The organism is Sphaerisporangium viridialbum, assembly GCF_049674955.1.
Classification (GTDB): Bacteria; Actinomycetota; Actinomycetes; order Streptosporangiales; family Streptosporangiaceae; genus Sphaerisporangium; species Sphaerisporangium viridialbum.
The window spans coordinates 3,587,804-3,605,826 of the sequence record NZ_CP187232.1; the positions used below are offsets into that span (position 1 = coordinate 3,587,804).

Consider the following 18,023-nt stretch of genomic DNA (forward strand, 5'->3'; position numbering starts at 1 on the left):
CCGAGTCTGACATCCGGGGCGAGTTCGATGTCAAGGCCATCCGGCGATCTTGGCTGGCTTCCCTCGATCGCCGATATAAACGACATTTCCGGAAGCCGATTTACGGTCGCCCGAACTCTTGGGGCCACCGATCCCTCGCCGGGCACCTCGGCGCCCTGGACGAGGCGGGCCTAGCCGGTCGGGCGCGAGGAGGCCGGTGGCGCGAAGGGGTTCCGGCCGGCTGATCGGTACCGGGAGGCCGGTGGCGCGAGGGGGGTTCCGGGCCGCGAGAGAATGGAGGCGTGTATTTCGCCCATGTCGGAGGTCGATTGGCCACCGGGCTGCGGGATGTGACCACCGATCTCGAAGCCCTCGACGGTGCCGGATGGTGGGCCGTCGTGGTGACCTACGAGGGCAAGGTCACCTGCGCCCGGTTCGACGAGGTGCGGCCCGCCCCCCTTCCCCGCGCCTCCGGGCCCTGGCCCGCCTCGCTGCGGTGGACCAGCTCGCTGGACCGGCGAGGGTACGAGGACGGCGTCCGGCGGATCCGCGACTACATCGAGCAGGGGGAGGTCTACCAGGCGAACCTGTGCCGGGTGCTGACCGCGGAGATCCCGCTCGACGCCGACCCGCTGGTGCTGGCCGGGAGGCTCGCGCGGGGCAATCCCGCGCCGCACGCCGCCACCGTGTGCGTGCCGGGGCTGACGGTGGTCTCCGCCTCGCCGGAGCTCTACCTGTCCCGCGCCGGCGACGTCGTGGAGTCGGGGCCGATCAAGGGTACGGGCGTGACCGCGGACGACCTGCTCGAAAAGGACTACGCCGAGAACGTCATGATCGTCGACCTGGTGCGCAACGACCTGGGAAGGGTGGCCGAAGTCGGCTCCGTCACGGTTCCCGCCCTCTGCGCGGTGGAGGAGCATCCGGGGCTCGTGCACCTGGTGTCGACCGTTCGCGCCACGCTGGAGCAGGGCCGGGGGTGGCCCGAGCTGTTCTCGGCCACCTTCCCGCCCGGCTCGGTGACCGGTGCGCCCAAGTCCTCGGCGCTTCGTATCATCAATGAACTCGAACCTGAGCCCCGGGGGCCGTACTGTGGGGCAGTGGGCTGGGTCGACGCGGGCAGGCGCGAGGCCGCGCTGGCCGTGGGCATCCGCACCTTCTGGATCGAGCGTGATCTCATCCGCTTCGGCACGGGAGCCGGCATCACCTGGGGCTCCGATCCGGAGCGCGAGTGGCGCGAGACCGAGTTGAAAGCGTCCCGGCTCATCGCGCTCGCCTCCGGGAGGGCCTGACGGCCGTCCTGGCTCCGGCCCGTACCGACGGGTCCGGGCCGCGCCTGCGTGCGGCGGGCGCCCGGCGAACTCGGCAACACCTCGCAAGAATGGAGATCTCATAGATGAACGTTCCGGTCTGGGTCAACGGGGAACTTATCGATCCCACGCAGGCCAGCGTCTCCGTCTTCGACCACGGGCTTATGGTCGGGGACGGCGTTTTCGAGACCATCAAGTGCGTGAACGGCGAGTCGTTCGCCCTCACCAGGCACCTGGACCGTCTCAAGCTCTCCGCCGAACGCCTCGGCCTGCCGGCGCCCGACGTGGACGCGATCGCCGACGGCGTGCGGGCCTGCCTGGCGGAGGCGCCGCCGTGGCCGCTCGGCCGCATCCGGATCACCTACACCAGCGGCAACGGCCCGCTCGGCTCCGACCGAGGCAACCAGGGCACCAGCGCCATCGTGATCGTCGGAGCCCAGGCGCCGTTCTCCGAGACCGCGAGCGTCACCGTCGTGCCGTGGCCGCGCAACGAGCGCGGGGCGCTCGCCGGGGTGAAGAGCACCTCCTACGGCGACAACGCCAAGGCCCTGGCGTACGCCAAGGAGCGCGGCGGCCAGGAGGCCGTCTTCGAGAACCTCGCGGGCAACCTCTGCGAGGGCACCGGCAGCAACGTCTTCATCGTCAGGGACGGCCACCTCATCACCCCCACCCTCGCCTCCGGCTGCCTGGCCGGCGTGACGCGCGCGCTGGTGCTCGAGTGGCACGGCGGCGAGGAGGCCGACGTGCCGATCTCCGCCCTGTACGAGGCCGAGGAGGCGTTCCTCACCTCTACGACCCGCGACATCCAGCCGATCAGGCTCGTCGACGACACGGTGCTCGCGACCGCGCCCGGCCCCGTCACCGCCAAGGCGATGCGTGTCTTCGCGGAGCGGAGCGCGGCCGACGTCGACCCGTGATCACTCGGGGTAGGACACCTGGGTCTGGGCGTTGAGCCCGTCCAGCTTGACGGACTTCGCCGGATCGGTGAGCGGATCGTCGATCGCGATGACGTCCAGGCCCTTGGTGATGTCGCTGGAGTAGATGTAGCCGTTGTAGTAGTACGCCGACCACGAGCCGCCCAGCCTGGGCTCCCCGGAGGTGGTCAGCGGGCCCCGGTCGACGTACGCGATCTCCTTGGGGTGGTCGGGGTCGGTGAAGTCGATCACCGAGACCCCGCCCTGGTACCACGCCTGGACCATGATGGTCTTGCCGGGCACGGGAAGCAGCGAGCCGTTGTGCGCCACGCAGTTCTCGGTCTCGGTCTGGTGGCGCGGGATCTTGAAGTACCCCCTGCGCTGGAGCTCGCGGTCCCCGGTGATGTCGTACACCGCGTCGGCGCCCCGGGTCGGCCCGGTCTTGGCGTCGCAGGTCGGGGCGATGCCGCCGCCCAGTTCGTCGGAGAAGATCACCCTGGTCGCGTCGTTGCTGAACGTCGCCGAGTGCCAGACGGAGAAGTTCTCGGTGTCGGTGATCTCCTGGAGCACCTTGGGCCGTACCCGGTCCGAGATGTCCATCAGGATGCCGTTCCCGAGGCAGGCCCCCGCCGCCAGGTCCTTCTCCGGGTACACCGTGATGTCGTGACATCCGCTGGTCGCGCCCGGCTGGGACTCGTCGTCGCCGTCGGTGAACAGCACCGGCTGGGCGACGATCTTGGCCTGGGCGGGGTCGCCCACCGGAACCTCGATGATCGCGATGGAGTCGTGGGGCGGCTTGCAGGTCTTGGAGTCCGGCGAGGGCCCGAACGACGAGACGTACAGGTAGACCTTCTCGGCGTCCTTGCCCGGCACCAGCGTGTGGGTGTGCGAACCACACGCCGTGGCCAGGGACTTCAGGTAGCGGGGGTGGGTCTTGTCCGAGATGTCGAAGATCCGGATGCCCTCCCAGCCCGCGTCCATGTCGCCTCGCCTGCTCTGGCAGGTCTCGTTGTCCCTGGGCTCGTCCACCGAGAGGAAGAGCAGGTTCCCGGTGACGGAGATGTCGTTCTGGCCGCCGGGGCAGACCACCCGCGTGACGACCTTGGGTTTGGCCGGGTCGGTGATGTCGTGGATCGTGAAGCCCTCGTAGTTGCCGACGTAGGCGTAGTTCCCCTGGAAGGCGAGGTCGGTGCCCCAGGCCTCCTCGCCGTCGAACGGCGCGGACAGCGGGACGTTCGCCACGAGCCTGGCGTTGGCGCTGTGCTCCACCCCGCTCGATGTGGACGGCCCTGGGGTCGCCGTCGAGGCCGCGGGGACGGAGGGCGGTGGATCACCGGCACAGGCTCCGAGAAGGAGAACCGCGCTCGCCATGGAAGCGAACGCCCCGATCCGCCACGTGCCCACAATGCCCCCTGTTGTCCGGCTGAATTTGGGAATGTGCCCCAGTATGGAAGCTATGGTGATCCGGCGCCGCACGTGCGAGCTTTTTGTAACGGTTGTGCTGGGATCCGGGCTGGCTTCCGTGCTGGCGGGCTGTACGGGCGGCGATCCAGGGCGCGGATCGCCCATCGTGGCGGGCGGCGGCGCCCCGGTGATCATCCCGGGGGCGCCGGGTGACGCGGGACGCAGGGCCACGCCGGGCGAGCACGTCGGCCGGTCGGAGTCACGGGCGTCCGCCGCCGACGTCCTGTTCACGGAGCGGATGATCCCGCACCACCGGCAGGCGCTGGAGATGGCCGGCCTCGCCGTCTCGCGGACCTCGAACCCCGACGTCCTGCGCATCTGCGAGCGCATCGCGGTCGGGCAGCGGCCGGAGGTGGGGGTGATGTCGCGATGGCTGCTGGCGCTCGGCCGAGCCGTGCCCGCTGAGCATCCCGCGCACGCGGCCTCGCCGGGCAAGGAGGGCTACGGCATGGCGAGCCTGGGGGAGATGAACCGGTTGCGCTCGTCGCGCGGCGCCGCGTTCGACGCTCTGCTCCTGCGGTTGATGATCAGGCATCACGAGGGCGCCGTGCGGATGGCGGGGGAGGAGCTTTCCGGCGGAACCGACCAGACCATGCGCAAGATGGCCCAGGACGTCGCCTCCGGCCAGCGCGTGGAGATCGGCAGGATGCGGAAGCTCATGAAGTGAGCTTCGGTCAGGAGCTCCACAGCATGTTCGACAGCTCGTCGTCGAGGTCCATGTAGTCGGTCTCGCGGCCGGCGGCCACCAGGTCGTACGTGCGGTGCAGGAACTCGGTCAGCGGCGGCAGCGGGACCTCGAACAGCGCCTGGCCGAAGGGCGAGGTGAGGCTGATGTTCAGCGTGCGCTCGCCGTCGGCCCGCGCCGGCCACACCTGGACGTCGCCGTCTCCCACCCGGCGCACGATGCCCACGGTCAGCAGCTCGCGGGCGAAGATCCACTCGACCGGTTCGTCGTTCCCCACGTGGAAGGCCATCCTGATGGCGTACGGATCGTCGGCCGTATAGCTCAGGCCGGCGAGCAGGGGGACGGTGGTACGGTCGGGGACCACAAGTCGAAGGCCCAGCTCGGCAGAGACGGTGGCGTTCATCGTCAGCCAAACCTTTCGTCGGTGGGTCCCCTGCGCGGGGCTTGGGTTGCGGTGCTCTGAAGGACTTCGCTCGGAGCTGTGTCTGCGAAACGAAGGAACCTCCAGGAGAGATTCCGCTCCTGAGCCCTTCTGTAACGCATATCACAGCGCGACATTTATGCCTCTACCTGGTCAAACATCGCTTAGAGGCGCCTGTTTGCAAGGGTTTTGCGTGTCGTTCCTGCTGTCCTACGGGGCATCTACGGGTGTCTCGGGGTAAAGATCATAAGTGGTGCGATTCGGATGAGTATGGGGCATGACGATGCTATGACAACAGGGCGCCACGCCGCCGGACTCCTGAGAACCTTTCGTGATCCGGTTGTCTGACCGCTTCGCCAGCACCCCCGGGAGTGAGGTATGGTTTTCCCCGTCGGGCAAGGTCCTCCGAGCGGGGGATCCCGGCACAGGAGGGCGATTAGCTCAGCGGGAGAGCGCTTCGTTCACACCGAAGAGGTCACTGGTTCGATCCCAGTATCGCCCACCATCCGCAAGGCCGCTTCCCATCCCGGGAAGTGGCCTTTTTGGATCTTCGGGGCTCTCGTCCCTCGCGGGGAAAGTTTCACCGGCCGTCCGGGCGCGGGGCGCCGCCTCGTGCCTCCCCTCACGGCGAAAGCGGCAGGTGAGAGCCCGCCGGGCCTGCGAGTGGCGCCGTCCCCCGCAGTGGGGCCGCCGCCCGCCCGTTGACGAGGGGCACCCCTGACAGGATTCTGGGGTGGGCGTCGTCATCCCCTGTCAAAGGGGAGCGGCGGGGCCCGGCGCTCCGCGGTCCATGGACGGGATACCAGCGAGAGCCCGCGCACATCGCGGGCCAGAGGCACTCCGCGGTGTCCCGGTCTCGCGCCGGATGGCCCTGCGCGCGCCGATAAGCGGCCCCCCGATCTCTTCCCGGGGGTCTGCGACTCCATCCGGCCGTCACTCACGGTGACCGGTCGGCGACTATCGTCAGTCGGGCGGCCCCGGTCGCACTCCCGCACGGTCACCGTCGCCCGTGTGACCTCGACCCGTGCCGGCCACCACCAGACCAAGAGGTGATCTCATGAACGTCGACCGGTTCGGCGGACCGGCGCTCTCGCTGTTTCGCGTCGTCACGGCACTGCTGTTCCTGTGCCACGGGCTGGCGTCGGTCTTCGGTGTCTTCGGCGGCAGCCGGGGCACGGGCCAGCCCATCCCGTTCGGCACCTGGCCCGGATGGTGGGCCGCGCTCATCCAGGTGGTCTTCGGCGCGCTCGTCCTCGCCGGGCTCCTCACCCGCGTCGGCGCGCTGCTGTCGTCGGGGTCCATGGCGTACGCGTATTTCGTCGTGCACCAGCCGGAGGCCCTGCTGCCCCTGAGTAACGGCGGCGAGCTCGCCGTGCTGTTCTGCTGGTCGTTCTTCCTCGTCGCCGTGCTCGGCCCGGGCACCTGGTCCCTGGACGCGGCGATCCGCCGTCACCGCCGGGGCGGGCTCGGCGCGTACGCTCCGGCTCCGGCGCGGGTGAGCCTGTGAGGAGCGGGTGAGCCGGTAAGAGAGGTAGGCCGGTAAGAAGCGCCATGGCCCCGCCGCGCATCCCGGCGGGGCTCCGGCCCGCGCGAGCCGGCGGCGGACGTGACCTCGCGTGCGTACCCCTAGTGGTGACCCGCTTCGGGCCCTCATGCGTTAGATTCCTCATGAATGTGTCAAGAAACGCGAACCGCCAGTCAAGGTCCAAGCCTGGATGAGATCCTTTAAGGTGATCAGGCGTTCGGGTTCTGCATCGGAGAGGGAGCATGAGGGCTTTTCGGGCCGCGGGTGACCTGGAAGACGAGCACATCCTGGATCACCGGCAGGCCGGGCCCACGGTGCTCCGGATGCTGGTCGGAGCACAGCTGCGCCGGTTGCGCGAGGCCGGAGAGATCACCCGGGCCGCCGCCGGCTACGCCATCCGCGCCTCCGATACCAAGATCAGCCGCCTGGAGCTGGGACGCACCGGCTTCAAGCCGCGCGACGTGGCCGACCTGCTGACCCTGTACGGGGTGACCGACGAGGACGAGCGCCAGGCCGTGCTGTCCCTCGCCGAGCACGCCAACAACCCTGGCTGGTGGCACGTGTACAGCGACGTGGTGCCCTCATGGTTCGAGGCCTACATCGGGCTCGAGCAGGCGGCCGGCGTGATCCGCTCGTGGGAGGTGCAGTTCGTCCCCGGCCTGCTGCAGACCGAGGACTACGCGCGCACCGTGATCCGCCTCGACCGCTCCGCGACGGACGCCGAGGTGGAGCGCCGCGTGGCCCTGCGGATGAGGCGGCAGCGCATCCTCACCAGCCCCGGCGCAGTGAAGCTGTGGGCCGTGGTCGACGAGGGCGCGCTGCGCCGGCTCGTCGGCGGGGCGGCGACGATGCGCGCCCAGATCGAGCACCTCATCCGGATGAGCGCGCTGCCGAACGTCACCCTGCAGGTGATGCCGTTCAGCTCCGGCGGCCACGCCGCGGGAGGCGGCCCTGTGACCATCCTGCGCCTCGCCGCGCACCATCTTCCCGACGTGGTCTACCTGGAGCAGCTCGCCAGCGCGCTGTACCCCGACAAGCCCGCCGAGATCATGCACTACTGGGACGTCATGAACAGCCTCAGCGTGCAGGCCGAGCCGCCGGCCAGGACCGTCGCCTCCCTGCGGCGCATGCTCGAGGAGCTGTGACCCTCCGGTAGGGCGGCCGGGGGCCACCCGCCTACAGGCAGTAGGTGGATTGTGGGTGCCGCGCACATTTCCGCTTTCCGACCCGCGATCTAACTTTGCGTGGACCAAAGGTGTGATGGCCATCACACCGTCTCACGGCAGCCGTGAGATCGGTCCCGTCGAAGGAGCGGTCAGATGAAGCGCTTCCTGTACTCGTCCCTCACGCTGCTGGTGGGCCTGGTGTCCTTGGTCGCGACGCTCCAGCTCACGATGGGCAGCGCCAGCGCGGCCTCCCTCACCAAGGTCACCGGCTTCGGGTCCAACCCCGGCGGCCTGAACATGTGGGTCTACCGGCCGGACGACCTGCCCGCCGGCGCCCCGATGGTCGTCGCGATGCACGGGTGCACGCAGACGGCGAACGACTACTACACCAACTCGGGCTGGAAGAAGTACGCGGACCTCTACCACTTCGCCGTCGTCTTCCCCGAGCGGATCGACTCCGGCACGTTCCCGTCCAACTGCTTCCAGTGGTTCCAGGAGGCCCACATCGCGAGGGGTCAGGGCCAGGCGCTGTCCGTGGCGCAGATGGTCGGCTACGCCACGCAGACCTACCGCCTGGACGCGAGAAGGGTCTACGTCACCGGGCTGTCGGCGGGCGGCGCGATGACCGCCGTCATGCTGGCCACCTACCCTGACCTGTTCGCGGCCGGCTCGGTCGTGTCCGGCCTTCCCTACCGCTGCTCTCCGCCCGCCTCCACCACCACCTGCCAGTACTCCGGTGTGGACAAGAGCCCGAAGGCCTGGGGCGACCTGGTGCGCAACGCCTACCCCGGCTACACGGGCCCGCGTCCGAGGGTCGCGATCTGGCACGGGCAGTCGGACGCGGTCGTCGTGCCGAAGAACGGGCTCGAACTGCGCGACCAGTGGACCGACGTCCTCGGCGTCTCCCAGACGCCCATCTCGGCCGAGTCGCTGCCGGCGGGCACGACCCTGGAGAAGTACGGCAACGACGCGGTGCGTCTCTACAAGATCGCCGGCGCGGGCCACGGGACCCCGGTCGACCCGGGCACCGCCGCCGACCAGTGCGGCACCGCCGGCGCCTACTTCCTCGACAGCATCTGCTCGGCCTACCGCGACGCCGCCTTCTTCGGGCTCGACGGCGCCGGGCCGACGCCGACCGCCACCCCGACGGTCACCCCCACCGTCACTCCCACGCCCACTCCCACGGTCACCCCGACCACTCCGCCCGTGTGCGTGACGGCCAGCAACTACGCCCACACCACGGCGGGACGGGCGCACCAGTCCGGCGGCTCGACCTTCGCCAACGGCTCCAACGACCCGATGGGGCTGTGGAACACCTTCACCACCCACACCCTCAAGCAGACCGGGCCCGGCTACTGGGTCGTCGCGGACGGCCAGTGCCCCTGAGCGGCGGGATCGAGCCGCCCAGGGGTTAAGCGCCGGTCTGCCTCGCGTACCAGGTGATACTGGCTCCGTTGGGGAACGACCTGCGGTCGGTCGGGGTGAACGCGGTGGGACGGAAGCCACCATCGACGATGGCGGTGCCCGCGCCCGCCACCACGGGATAGCTCTTGACGATCATTTCGTCGATCTCGGGCAGCAGCGAGGCGGCCAGCCCTCCGCCGCCGCAGAGCCAGACGTCCAGCCCGTCCTCGCGCTTGAGGTCCCGGACGAGCGCGGCGGGGTCGCGCACCAGTTCCACCGCCGGGTCGTCGATGCGGTCCAGGGAGCTGGGAGGCGACGTATTGCCGCAGGTGCGCGTACGGGCTGCTGATCCCTTGGTCGAGCACGGCCCGGTAGGTGTCCAGCCCCATCAGGACGGTGTCGAAGCGCCTGTTGGGGACGTCCACGAGGCCGGCGTGCGGACGGTACTGCGTGGGAACAGTCTCGGGATAGCGCTCGTTGACCCAGGCCATGTACGCGGCGGCGGCCTCGCCCTCGCCGACCGGGTAGAAGTCCACCTCCCCGCCGGGGCCCGCGATGCGGCCATCGATGGACACGCCGATGTAGTAGACGAGCTTGCGCATATGACCACTCCATTAGGGCGGTGGACGGCGCGGCACAGGTCCCGCCGGGGACGGCGTCCAACTACTTCGCCAGCCGCGACGACCTGTTCACCCAGGTCGGCGCGCGCGTCTACGAGCGCCTCCAGCCGGACGAGGAGACCGTCGCCCGCCACCTGCAGGGCGCGCAGGATCGGGAGAAGTTCGCCGCGGTGATGCGCGAGACCGTCCGCCGGGTCGCCGGTTTCCGGACGGGATACCTGGCGCTGCTGGAACTGCGGCTGGAGGCGACACGGCGTCCCGAACTGCGGGCGTTGCTGACGCGGAGCGTGCGCGCCGACGTCGATGCCAACGTCGCCGGCCACCGGGCGTCCGGGCTGCCCGGTGACGCGACCTCGGTGCGGCTGTTGCACATGGCGCTGAACTGGCTGATCGTCGAGCGCCTCACGCTGCCGGAGGTGTACTCCGAGCAGGAGGCCGACGACCTCGTCGCCCGCGCCGTGGAGCGGCTCGTTTAGCCTCGCCGCGCGCCGGACGGCGTCTCCATCGAAGCCGTCCGCCGCCGCCTCGGCCACACCTCTGCGGTCTCCTGACTCGAATCCCGGCACCAAAGCCCATTGTCGGCAGGCTCTCACCCAAGGGTGCCCGATTTGTCCTGAGACTGCGTTTACTGAACGGCGACTGACGCCTTTCCAAATTGCCATGAGAAGGGGGAATTGGAAGCCTTTACCTCATGCTGAGGTGGCGCCCTTCATGCCCGGGTACCGACAGTATTGCGGAGCGGAAGCCGTGCCTTCGCCCACCGAATCGGTGATTCCGCGGGTGGGCGTACGGCGTTCGGTGAACCAGCGAAGAGGGAGAGCGCAAGCATGATCAGTGACAACCTGTGGACATACCGGCCGGACGTATACGGCCACGACCAGACCATGGACATCGCCGGCTTCGACGTCGAGGCCGTGGACGGCAAGATCGGGTCGGTCGACGAGGCCAGCAACGTGGTGGGCGAGAGCTACATCGTCGTCGACACCGGGCCGTGGATCTTCGGGAAGAAGGTCGTCCTCCCCGCCCTCGTCGTCACCCAGATCAATCAGCCGGACCGCAAGGTCTATGTCGCTCGCACGAAGCAGGAAATCAAGAACGCCCCGGAGTTCGACCAGAAAGCCTACAAGGACGCCGGGTACCGGGCGAGGCTCGCCGGATATTACGGAAATCTCCCTGGAGTGATGTAACCCGGAGAGATGTAAACGCCTTCACGCTGATGGGCCGTTCGCGTACGCGGGCGGCCCATCTCCGCGCGGGGGCCGCCATCGTGTTCAAACCGGGGAAATCCATTCGCGGGCACATCGTGACGCCGATCTCCCTTCGTCGCCGAGATCCCGGAAGAGTGCGAGGAGAGGGACCCTGGCCGGCGAGACCGGTGATCGGCGACCGGTCTCGCTCGGCCCTCGGGCCCCTCTCCGGCAACACGGACCCGAGGCGAGTGGCGATGGCCATCCGGCACGAAAGCCATCGCACCGCTACCGCCTCAGGACTGTCAGGCGCAGTTAACATTGGATGTCTTGGGGCGTCAAGAGGTGTCCATCCAGCCTCATTTCCGTACCGGAACCGAAGCGGGGCCGCGCTGGCTCTCCTACCTGCGGATTCATCGAGTAAAACGATCACATCAACAAGCTCCGTCAGGGGCTAGTGACATCTGATGTGTCCACATTGTTAAATGATCCGATGTCTAGGCGGATTCGACGTGTCGAGGGCGTGTCGGAGCGCTTGACGCTTCCGTCCGGACATGCCAAAGTTTCGTCGACAGCGGCGAAAGTTACGTGGCAAACCGTTCGACTTTCCCCACAGGTGCGGCGGCGCGCTCCTCCCCATCGCGAAGGAATCCGTCATGGACGTGCATCCGCCCACCCCCTCGCCCAGACCCCCCTCGCCCCTCCGGGCACGCCTGCCCCGCCTGCTCCTGCGGGCCGCACTCGCGCTGGCCGTCGCGCTGACGGGCATCCTGTCCGTCCCCGTCGCGGCGTCGGCCGCGCCCCTCACCAAGATCCTCGTCTTCTCCAAGACGGCCGGCTTCCGGCACACGTCCATCCCGAACGGCATCGCGGCGATCCAGCGGCTCGGCACCGCCAACGGGTTCACCGTGGTCGCGACGGAGGACGCCGCGGCGTTCACCACGGCCAACCTCGCGCAGTACCAGGCCGTGGTCTGGCTCTCGACCACCGGCGACGTCCTGAACGCCGCCCAGCAGACCGCGTTCCAGTCCTACATCGCGGCCGGCGGCGGCTACGTCGGCGTCCACGCCGCCGCCGACACCGAGTACGACTGGCCCTGGTACGGCGGCCTGGTGGGCGCGTGGTTCAGCTCCCACCCCGCGACCCAGCAGGCCACGGTGCGCGTGGAGGACAGGTCCAACGTCTCCACCTCGCACCTGGCGCCGACCTGGACCCGCACCGACGAGTGGTACAACTACCGGTCGAACCCCCGCGCGAACGTCAGGGTGCTGGCGAGTCTCGACGAGACCTCCTACTCGGGCGGCACCATGGGCGACCACCCCATCACCTGGTGCCAGAACTACGGCGGCGGCAGGTCCTGGTACACCGGCCTCGGGCACACCGAGGAGTCCTACGCCGACCCGGCCTTCACGACGATGCTGCTCGGCGGCATCCAGGTCGCGGCGGGCGCCAAGCCGGCCGACTGCCGGCCGGAGACCGGCTACACCGCGCTGTTCGACGGCACCCAGACGACGTTCTCCAGGTGGCGGCAGGCGGGCCCCGGCGGCTTCACCCTGGCGAACGGCACCCTCACCTCCTTCGGCGGCATGGGCCTGCTCTGGTACCCGGTCAGCACGTTCAGCAACTACTCGCTCAAGCTCGACTGGATGATGCCTGGCGACGACAACGGCGGCGTGTTCATCGGCTTCCCCGACCCGCAGGGCGACCCGTGGAAGCCGGTCGACGCGGGGCACGAGATCCAGATCGACGCCACCGACGCCGACCCGACCCGCACGACGGGCAGCGTCTACAGCTTCAAGGCGCCCGACTCGGCGCTGAGGGCCGCGGCGCTCAACCCGCCCGGCTCGTGGAACACCTACGAGATCGCCGTGCACGGCCAGCGCGTCGAGATCTACCTCAACGGGGTCAAGATCAACGACTACACGAGCACCCGCGCCATCTCGAACGGGTACATCGGCGTGCAGAACGACGGGGCCGGCGCGGACATCAACTACCGCAACATCCGGATCAAGCAGGACACCGTTGCCGTGACCGACCTGGCACGGGGCCGTCCGACCACGGTCTCCAGCGTGGAGCCCGGCAGCCCGCACGCCGGCGCCAACGCCGTCGACGGCAACGCCGCCACCCGGTGGGGCAGCGCCTACTCCGACCCCCAGTGGATCACGGTGGACCTCGGCGCCACGCGCACGCTGAACCGCGTCAAGCTCACCTGGGAGACCGCCTACGGCAAGGCGTACCAGATCCAGACCTCGCCCGACAACGCCACGTGGTCGACGGTCTACTCCACCACCACAGGGGACGGCGGCACCGACGACGTGGCCGTCGCCGGCTCGGGCCGCTACGTGCGGATCTACGGCACCCAGCGGGCCACCCAGTGGGGCTACTCCCTCTGGGACCTCAACGTCTACGGCAGCTGACCGGCAGAAGCCCCCTGGCCTTCACACCCCCTGGAGTCTTCGTGCCATCTTCAGCGCGCCTTCGAAAGCTCGCCGGCGCCGTGGTGCTCGCCCTCGCCGCCACCGCCACGGCGGGAGTGAGCACCACCAGCGCCTCCGCCTCGACCCCCGCGACCCTGTCCTTACCCTCGTCATCCCTGTCGTCCTCAGCCGCCCTGGCCCCGCCCCCGGCGAGTGGCTTCGAGAAGGTGAAGCTGGACGGCGGGCTGTCGATGGGCGAGCCCATCGAGCTGTCGGTGCTGCCCGACGGCAAGGTCCTTTACATCAACCGGGGCTCGACCTCCGGCGGTGGCCAGGTGCGCCTGTACAACCCGGCGACCAAGGCCACCACGGTCGCCCTGACGCTCCAGCTCGACGCCCGGTTCGAGGACGGGCTCATCGGCATCACCCCGCATCCCCAGTTCGCCACCAACCACTGGGTGTTCCTGTTCTACTCGCCGAAGGTGACCCCGCTGGTCAACCGGATCTCGCGGTTCACCTTCAACACCTCGACCAACGTGCTCGACCCGGCGAGCGAGGACATGATCATCGAGTGGCCGACCGAGCGCGACCTCTGCTGCCACTCGGCGGGGTCGATGACGTGGGACTCGAACAACAACCTGTACTTCGCCGTCGGAGACAACACCAACTCCGGGGGCGACTCGGCCGGCATGGCGCCGATCGACGAGCGGACCGGCCGCAGCCCCCAGTACGACGCCCAGCGCACGGCGGGCAACACCAACGACCTCCGCGGCAAGATCAACCGGATCCACCCGGAGAGCAACGGCACCTACACCGTGCCGGCGGGCAACCTGTTCCCCGCCGGCACGGCGCAGACCCGGCCCGAGATCTACATCATGGGCACCCGCAACCCCTACCGCATCTGGGTCGACAAGCAGGCGGCCAACACCCTCTACTGGGGCGAGGTCGGGCCGGACGCCGGAGCCACCATCGCCAACCGCGGCCCTGCGGCCTACGACGAGTTCAACCGCGCCACCGGCCCCGGCAACTACGGCTGGCCGTACTGCGGAGGCCCGAACGTCGCCTACAACGACTGGGACTTCGCGGCCAACGCCCCCCGAGGCTGGTTCCCCTGCGGGGGATCGGCGGGGCCGGTGAACAACTCGCCGCGCAACACGGGCCTGCAGCAGCTTCCGCCGACCAAGCCCGCCCTGGTCTGGGAGCAGCACGGCGGCAGCAAGGAATGGCCGGCCCTGGACAACCCCGGGGGCTGCGGCGCGCCCAACCACACCGAGGTCTACCACTACAACGCGGGCCTCAACTCGCCCAACAAGTGGCCCGCCTACTACGACAACAAGTGGCTGATCTCCGAGTACTGCCGTAACTGGATCAAGGAAGTCCAGTTCAACAACGGCAACCCCTCGACGGGGACCCCGACCGTCATCGAGCCGGTCCTCGCGGGCATGAACCTCGTCCACCCGATCGACATGGAGTTCGGCCCGGACGGCTCGCTGTACCTGCTCGAGTACGGCAGCGGCTACTTCTCGGGCGCGGCGGACGCCGGACTCTACAAGATTAACTACGTCCAGGGCGGCCGCTCGCCTGTCGCCGTGGCCTCGTCCGACAAGGACAACGGCCTGACCCCGCTCACGGTGGCCTTCTCCAGCGCCGGCAGCTCCGACCCCGACGGCGACCCGCTCACCTACGCCTGGGACTTCGACAACAACGGGACCACTGACTCGACGGCCGCCAACCCCTCCTTCACCTACACCACGAACGGCGACAAGCGGGCACGGCTGACCGTCAACGACGGCACGGGCCGCACCGGCACGACGCTGATCCCCGTCGTCGTCGGCAACAACCGCCCGACCCTGTCGCTGTCCGGCCTTCCCGCGGGTGGCACCTACAGCTGGGGCGACGACCTGACCGCCACCGCGGGCGCCACCGACCCCCAGGACGGCACCGTGCCCTGCGCGAGCGTCGTCGTACGGGCGGCCCTCGGGCACCAGGAGCACGCCCACGAGGAGGGCCAGGGCACCGGCTGCGGGTTCACCGTGAACACCGGCCCCATCCACGCCGGGTTGGACGCGGTGCAGTTCTTTGTCATGCGCTCCTCCTACACCGACAAGGGCGCGCCCGGCACCGTGGCCCTCACGGGGGAGAAGGAGATCACGCTCTGGCCCAAGCAGTGGCAGGCCGAGCACTACGTCCAGCTCAACGGCCCGAAGGTCGTCGACCAGGCCGCGGCCGAGGGCGGTAAGAGGCTCGGGGACATCCAGAGCGGTGAATGGGTCAGGCACCACGCCGTCAGCCTGAAGGGCATCACCGGGATCAAGGCGCGGGTCTCCTCGGCCAACGCCGGAGGCACCCTGTCGTTCCGCTTCGACTCGCCGACCGGCCCCGAGGTCGCGCGCTTCGCGGTGGCCGGCACCGGGGGCTGGGACAACTACGTGGAGCTCACCGCCCCCGTCACCAAGCCGGACGACGGCACGCACGACCTGTACCTCGTGTTCAGCGGCGTCAACACCGGCACCAACGCTCTGTACGACATCGACAGCTACACCTTCACAGGTCCCGGTGTGAGCACGCCTCCCACCGGCACCACCGACCTCGCGCGCGGCCGTCCCACCACGGTGTCCAGCGTGGAGACCGGCAATGTGCTGGTCGGCGCCAACGCGGTGGACGGCGACCCGGCGACCCGCTGGGGCAGCGCGTACACCGACCCGCAGTGGATCACGGTCGACCTGGGCGCGTCGCACTCGATCAACCGGGTCAGGCTGAACTGGGAGGCCGCCTACGCGCGGGCCTACCAGGTGCAGACCTCGCCCGACAACTCGGCGTGGACGACGGTCTTCTCCACCACCAGCGGCGACGGGGGAGTCGACGACCTCACCGTCACCGGCACGGGGCGCTACGTGCGCGTGTACGGCACCCAGCGGGCGCTGTCGCCGTACGGCTACTCGCTGTGGGATCTCAACGTGTACGGCACCTGACCGGGCGCCTGACCGGGCGCGTACGCGGGCCTCCCGGGCCTGGTCGCGCCCGGTTCGGGCATACCGGACAATTGGGATGATCGGCCATCATTTTGCACATCTCGCCGTGATCTCGCTGCCCGCACGGGTATGGCGACATTGATCCGTTCCGCAAAGGAAATCGGAAGGCGGTGAGGTCATGACTAGACCGACCGGCCTGGAAGCGCATCCCGACATCGTGGCGATGCGAGCCAAGTACGAACGGGCTGGTTCCAGCACGGCCGCGCAGGTGATCGACGGGCTGACGCTTCTCGCAGGGCTTTACCTTGCGATATCGCCATGGGTGGTGGGGTTCAACGGGCTGTCCCGGCTCTCGGTGAGCAACATGGTCACCGGACTGGCGCTGGCCGCTCTCGCTCTTGGGTTCGCGTCGGCCTTCGGCCGGACCTACGGGCTGACGTGGATCGCACCGATCCTGGGAGTCTGGACGATCGTGTCACCCTGGATCATTCGATCGCACACGACCGGGTCGATCTGGAACAACGTCATCACCGGCATCGTCATCCTCCTGCTCGGCCTCGGTGCCATGGCGGTGGGGACCCGGAAGATGCCCACGAGGTAGTGAGGGGGCGGCCTCAGGGTGTGGCGGTGTGCCCGCCACACCCGCTGTGTGAGCAGGCCCGCCGACCCGCGGGGGCGGCCGTCCTGCTCGCGGCCTCCAGCGAGGGTGGGCGTTCACAGCCGCTCCCGTCCGGCGCTGGCCGCCGGGGCCGGGGAAAGAAAGGGGAAACCCCATGACCGACCTGAAGGAAGCCCGGGCCATGACCAACCCGTACGCCTCCCTCTCGACCGCCGAGCTGATCAGGCACCTGTCCGAGGAGGTCTCCCGGCTGGTCCGGGACGAGATCCGGCTGGCGACCCTGGAGCTCACGCGCAAGGGCAAGAGGGCCGGGCGGGGCGCGGGGCTGTTCGGCGGCGCGGGGGTCGTCGCCCTGTACGGCGGCGGCGCGCTGGTCGCGACGGTGATCCTGCTGATCGCCCAGGTGCTCACGCCGTGGATCGCGGCCCTGATCGTGGGGGTGGCACTGCTGGTCATCGCGGCCATCCTGGCCCTGACCGGTAAGAGCCAGGTGTCCAAGGCCACGCCGCCGCTTCCCAAGGAGGCCATCCAGAGCCTCAAGGCCGACGTCGACGTCCTGAAGGAGAGTGCGCACCGATGACAGAGACCGATCCGATCGGGGCACCTGACCGGCCCAAAGCCGGTGAGGTGGGCATGCACCGGCAGGAGCCGGGAACGGCCACCCCCGAGTCCGCGGGGCCGTCGCTGAACGTCCCGCAGGTGCGCGCGCCGCCGAAGCCGTACGTCAAGCCCGTGGTGAGCCACGGGAAGGGCGACCCGCTCGCCGGACTGTCCGAGCCACACCTCAGGGCCCGCCCCGAGGTACCGCGTGAAAGGAAGCACGAGATGCGCGTATCGGAGGAGGACCGGCTGCGTGACGAGATCGTCCGCACCCGCGAGGACCTCGGCCGCACGGTCGAGGCGCTGGCGCAGAAGGTCGACGTGAAGACGCGGGCACAGCAGAAGATGGCGGAGACCAGGGTCGTCGCCAGGGAGAAGGCCTCCGTGATGGCGGGCAGGCTCCGCGGGGCCGCCTCGCAGTCGGCGAAGGCCGCCGCGGGGCGCACGGGACCGGCGGGCGGGTCCGTCCCCGGGATGCTGCGGAGCGCGGCCGACCAGGTCTCCCGCCGCCCCGCCGTGCTCATCGCCGTGGGAGCGGTGACCATGGCGGGGGCCGGGCTGCTGAACCTGGCCGAGAGACGCGCCCGGCCCCGCCGCACCCGCCGCGCCTGACGGCCGCGAGGGGGGGGAAGATCCCGGCGTCCCGCACCGAGCCTCACCGGGCTCGCGAGCGGGACGCCCTTTTGCCGGGCCTGCGGGGCCGTTGAGCCTGCTGATGCTGATCTAACGGGAAACAGCAGGTC

Annotated in this window: 16 protein-coding genes and 1 tRNA gene; 14 read left to right on the forward strand and 3 right to left on the reverse strand. The window is 69.4% G+C overall.

Translation table 11 applies throughout. The features are described from left to right. The first annotated feature begins 281 nt into the window (after nt 1–281). Nucleotides 282–1,268: a chorismate-binding protein gene (locus ACOZ38_RS15775; protein WP_424531427.1), complete on the forward strand. Its 987-nt coding sequence runs from the start codon at nt 282–284 to the stop codon at nt 1,266–1,268. 104 nt (nt 1,269–1,372) lie between these two features. Beyond that, entirely contained in the window at nt 1,373–2,203 is an 831-nt protein-coding gene (locus ACOZ38_RS15780; RefSeq protein ID WP_424531429.1) for an aminotransferase class IV, read from the forward strand. On the opposite strand, the gene ACOZ38_RS15785 is transcribed toward ACOZ38_RS15780, so the two are convergent. Next, nucleotides 2,204–3,571 (reverse strand): LVIVD repeat-containing protein, encoded by a 1,368-nt coding sequence (locus ACOZ38_RS15785; RefSeq protein WP_424531431.1) that lies wholly within the window; start codon nt 3,569–3,571, stop codon nt 2,204–2,206. 127 nt (nt 3,572–3,698) lie between these two features. On the opposite strand from ACOZ38_RS15785, the gene ACOZ38_RS15790 reads away from it, so the two are divergent. Further along, complete coding sequence (locus ACOZ38_RS15790; RefSeq protein ID WP_405147542.1) at nt 3,699–4,331, forward strand: DUF305 domain-containing protein; 633 nt, start codon at nt 3,699–3,701, stop codon at nt 4,329–4,331. 7 nt (nt 4,332–4,338) lie between these two features. Here the strand turns inward: ACOZ38_RS15790 and ACOZ38_RS15795 are convergent, their stop codons facing one another. Continuing rightward, nucleotides 4,339–4,752: an SsgA family sporulation/cell division regulator gene (locus tag ACOZ38_RS15795; RefSeq protein WP_405147544.1), complete on the reverse strand. Its 414-nt coding sequence runs from the start codon at nt 4,750–4,752 to the stop codon at nt 4,339–4,341. 448 nt (nt 4,753–5,200) lie between these two features. Here ACOZ38_RS15795 and ACOZ38_RS15800 point away from each other — a divergent pair. The 4 genes from ACOZ38_RS15800 to ACOZ38_RS15815 all read left to right on the forward strand — a co-directional run bounded on the left by ACOZ38_RS15800 (nt 5,201) and on the right by ACOZ38_RS15815 (nt 8,847). Then, nucleotides 5,201–5,275 (forward strand) — tRNA-Val (locus ACOZ38_RS15800). Nucleotides 5,276–5,827: 552 nt separating this feature from the next. Beyond that, on the forward strand, nt 5,828–6,277 hold the full coding sequence (locus ACOZ38_RS15805) for a DoxX family protein (protein WP_405147545.1): 450 nt from the start codon (nt 5,828–5,830) through the stop codon (nt 6,275–6,277). A gap of 260 nt (nt 6,278–6,537) precedes the next feature. Then, nucleotides 6,538–7,440 carry a helix-turn-helix domain-containing protein gene (locus tag ACOZ38_RS15810; protein WP_424531432.1) on the forward strand — a complete coding sequence of 301 codons (903 nt, stop codon included), beginning with the start codon at nt 6,538–6,540 and terminating at the stop codon, nt 7,438–7,440. A 174-nt stretch (nt 7,441–7,614) separates the two neighbouring features. Then, nucleotides 7,615–8,847, forward strand: a complete 1,233-nt coding sequence (locus ACOZ38_RS15815) for an alpha/beta hydrolase family esterase (RefSeq protein WP_424531434.1) — start codon at nt 7,615–7,617, stop codon at nt 8,845–8,847. Between the two features lie 25 nt (nt 8,848–8,872). On the opposite strand, the gene ACOZ38_RS15820 is transcribed toward ACOZ38_RS15815, so the two are convergent. Beyond that, entirely contained in the window at nt 8,873–9,142 is a 270-nt protein-coding gene (locus tag ACOZ38_RS15820; RefSeq protein WP_424531436.1) for a dihydrofolate reductase family protein, read from the reverse strand. A 345-nt stretch (nt 9,143–9,487) separates the two neighbouring features. On the opposite strand from ACOZ38_RS15820, the gene ACOZ38_RS15825 reads away from it, so the two are divergent. From ACOZ38_RS15825 to ACOZ38_RS15855, 7 genes are all read left to right on the forward strand, one after another. Beyond that, on the forward strand, nt 9,488–9,961 hold the full coding sequence (locus ACOZ38_RS15825; protein ID WP_424531438.1) for a TetR/AcrR family transcriptional regulator: 474 nt from the start codon (nt 9,488–9,490) through the stop codon (nt 9,959–9,961). Nucleotides 9,962–10,312: 351 nt separating this feature from the next. Then, nucleotides 10,313–10,672: a PRC-barrel domain containing protein gene (locus ACOZ38_RS15830; RefSeq protein ID WP_424531439.1), complete on the forward strand. Its 360-nt coding sequence runs from the start codon at nt 10,313–10,315 to the stop codon at nt 10,670–10,672. Between the two features lie 656 nt (nt 10,673–11,328). Then, nucleotides 11,329–13,089: a ThuA domain-containing protein gene (locus ACOZ38_RS15835; RefSeq protein WP_424531441.1), complete on the forward strand. Its 1,761-nt coding sequence runs from the start codon at nt 11,329–11,331 to the stop codon at nt 13,087–13,089. Nucleotides 13,090–13,130: 41 nt separating this feature from the next. After that, nucleotides 13,131–16,061 carry a carbohydrate-binding protein gene (locus ACOZ38_RS15840; protein ID WP_424531442.1) on the forward strand — a complete coding sequence of 977 codons (2,931 nt, stop codon included), beginning with the start codon at nt 13,131–13,133 and terminating at the stop codon, nt 16,059–16,061. Between the two features lie 178 nt (nt 16,062–16,239). Continuing rightward, complete coding sequence (locus ACOZ38_RS15845; protein ID WP_405147555.1) at nt 16,240–16,662, forward strand: SPW repeat protein; 423 nt, start codon at nt 16,240–16,242, stop codon at nt 16,660–16,662. A gap of 172 nt (nt 16,663–16,834) precedes the next feature. Continuing rightward, complete coding sequence (locus tag ACOZ38_RS15850) at nt 16,835–17,260, forward strand: phage holin family protein (RefSeq protein ID WP_424531444.1); 426 nt, start codon at nt 16,835–16,837, stop codon at nt 17,258–17,260. Continuing rightward, nucleotides 17,257–17,892, forward strand: coding sequence for a DUF3618 domain-containing protein (locus ACOZ38_RS15855; RefSeq protein WP_424531446.1), 636 nt, complete (start codon nt 17,257–17,259; stop codon nt 17,890–17,892). The genes ACOZ38_RS15850 and ACOZ38_RS15855 overlap by 4 nt, the downstream gene beginning before the upstream one ends. Nucleotides 17,893–18,023 lie beyond the last annotated feature (131 nt).

Bases quoted from the DNA above. Each gene is read 5' to 3' on its own strand.
- ACOZ38_RS15780 (WP_424531429.1), top strand. From the start codon at position 1,373: ATGAACGTTCCGGTCTGGGTCAACGGGGAACTTATCGATCCCACGCAG.
- ACOZ38_RS15785 (WP_424531431.1), bottom strand. From the start codon at position 3,571: ATGGCGAGCGCGGTTCTCCTTCTCGGAGCCTGTGCCGGTGATCCACCG.
- ACOZ38_RS15795 (WP_405147544.1), bottom strand. From the start codon at position 4,752: ATGAACGCCACCGTCTCTGCCGAGCTGGGCCTTCGACTTGTGGTCCCC.
- ACOZ38_RS15805 (WP_405147545.1), top strand. From the start codon at position 5,828: ATGAACGTCGACCGGTTCGGCGGACCGGCGCTCTCGCTGTTTCGCGTC.
- ACOZ38_RS15810 (WP_424531432.1), top strand. From the start codon at position 6,538: ATGAGGGCTTTTCGGGCCGCGGGTGACCTGGAAGACGAGCACATCCTG.
- ACOZ38_RS15815 (WP_424531434.1), top strand. From the start codon at position 7,615: ATGAAGCGCTTCCTGTACTCGTCCCTCACGCTGCTGGTGGGCCTGGTG.
- ACOZ38_RS15830 (WP_424531439.1), top strand. From the start codon at position 10,313: ATGATCAGTGACAACCTGTGGACATACCGGCCGGACGTATACGGCCAC.
- ACOZ38_RS15835 (WP_424531441.1), top strand. From the start codon at position 11,329: ATGGACGTGCATCCGCCCACCCCCTCGCCCAGACCCCCCTCGCCCCTC.
- ACOZ38_RS15845 (WP_405147555.1), top strand. From the start codon at position 16,240: ATGACTAGACCGACCGGCCTGGAAGCGCATCCCGACATCGTGGCGATG.
- ACOZ38_RS15850 (WP_424531444.1), top strand. From the start codon at position 16,835: ATGACCGACCTGAAGGAAGCCCGGGCCATGACCAACCCGTACGCCTCC.
- ACOZ38_RS15855 (WP_424531446.1), top strand. From the start codon at position 17,257: ATGACAGAGACCGATCCGATCGGGGCACCTGACCGGCCCAAAGCCGGT.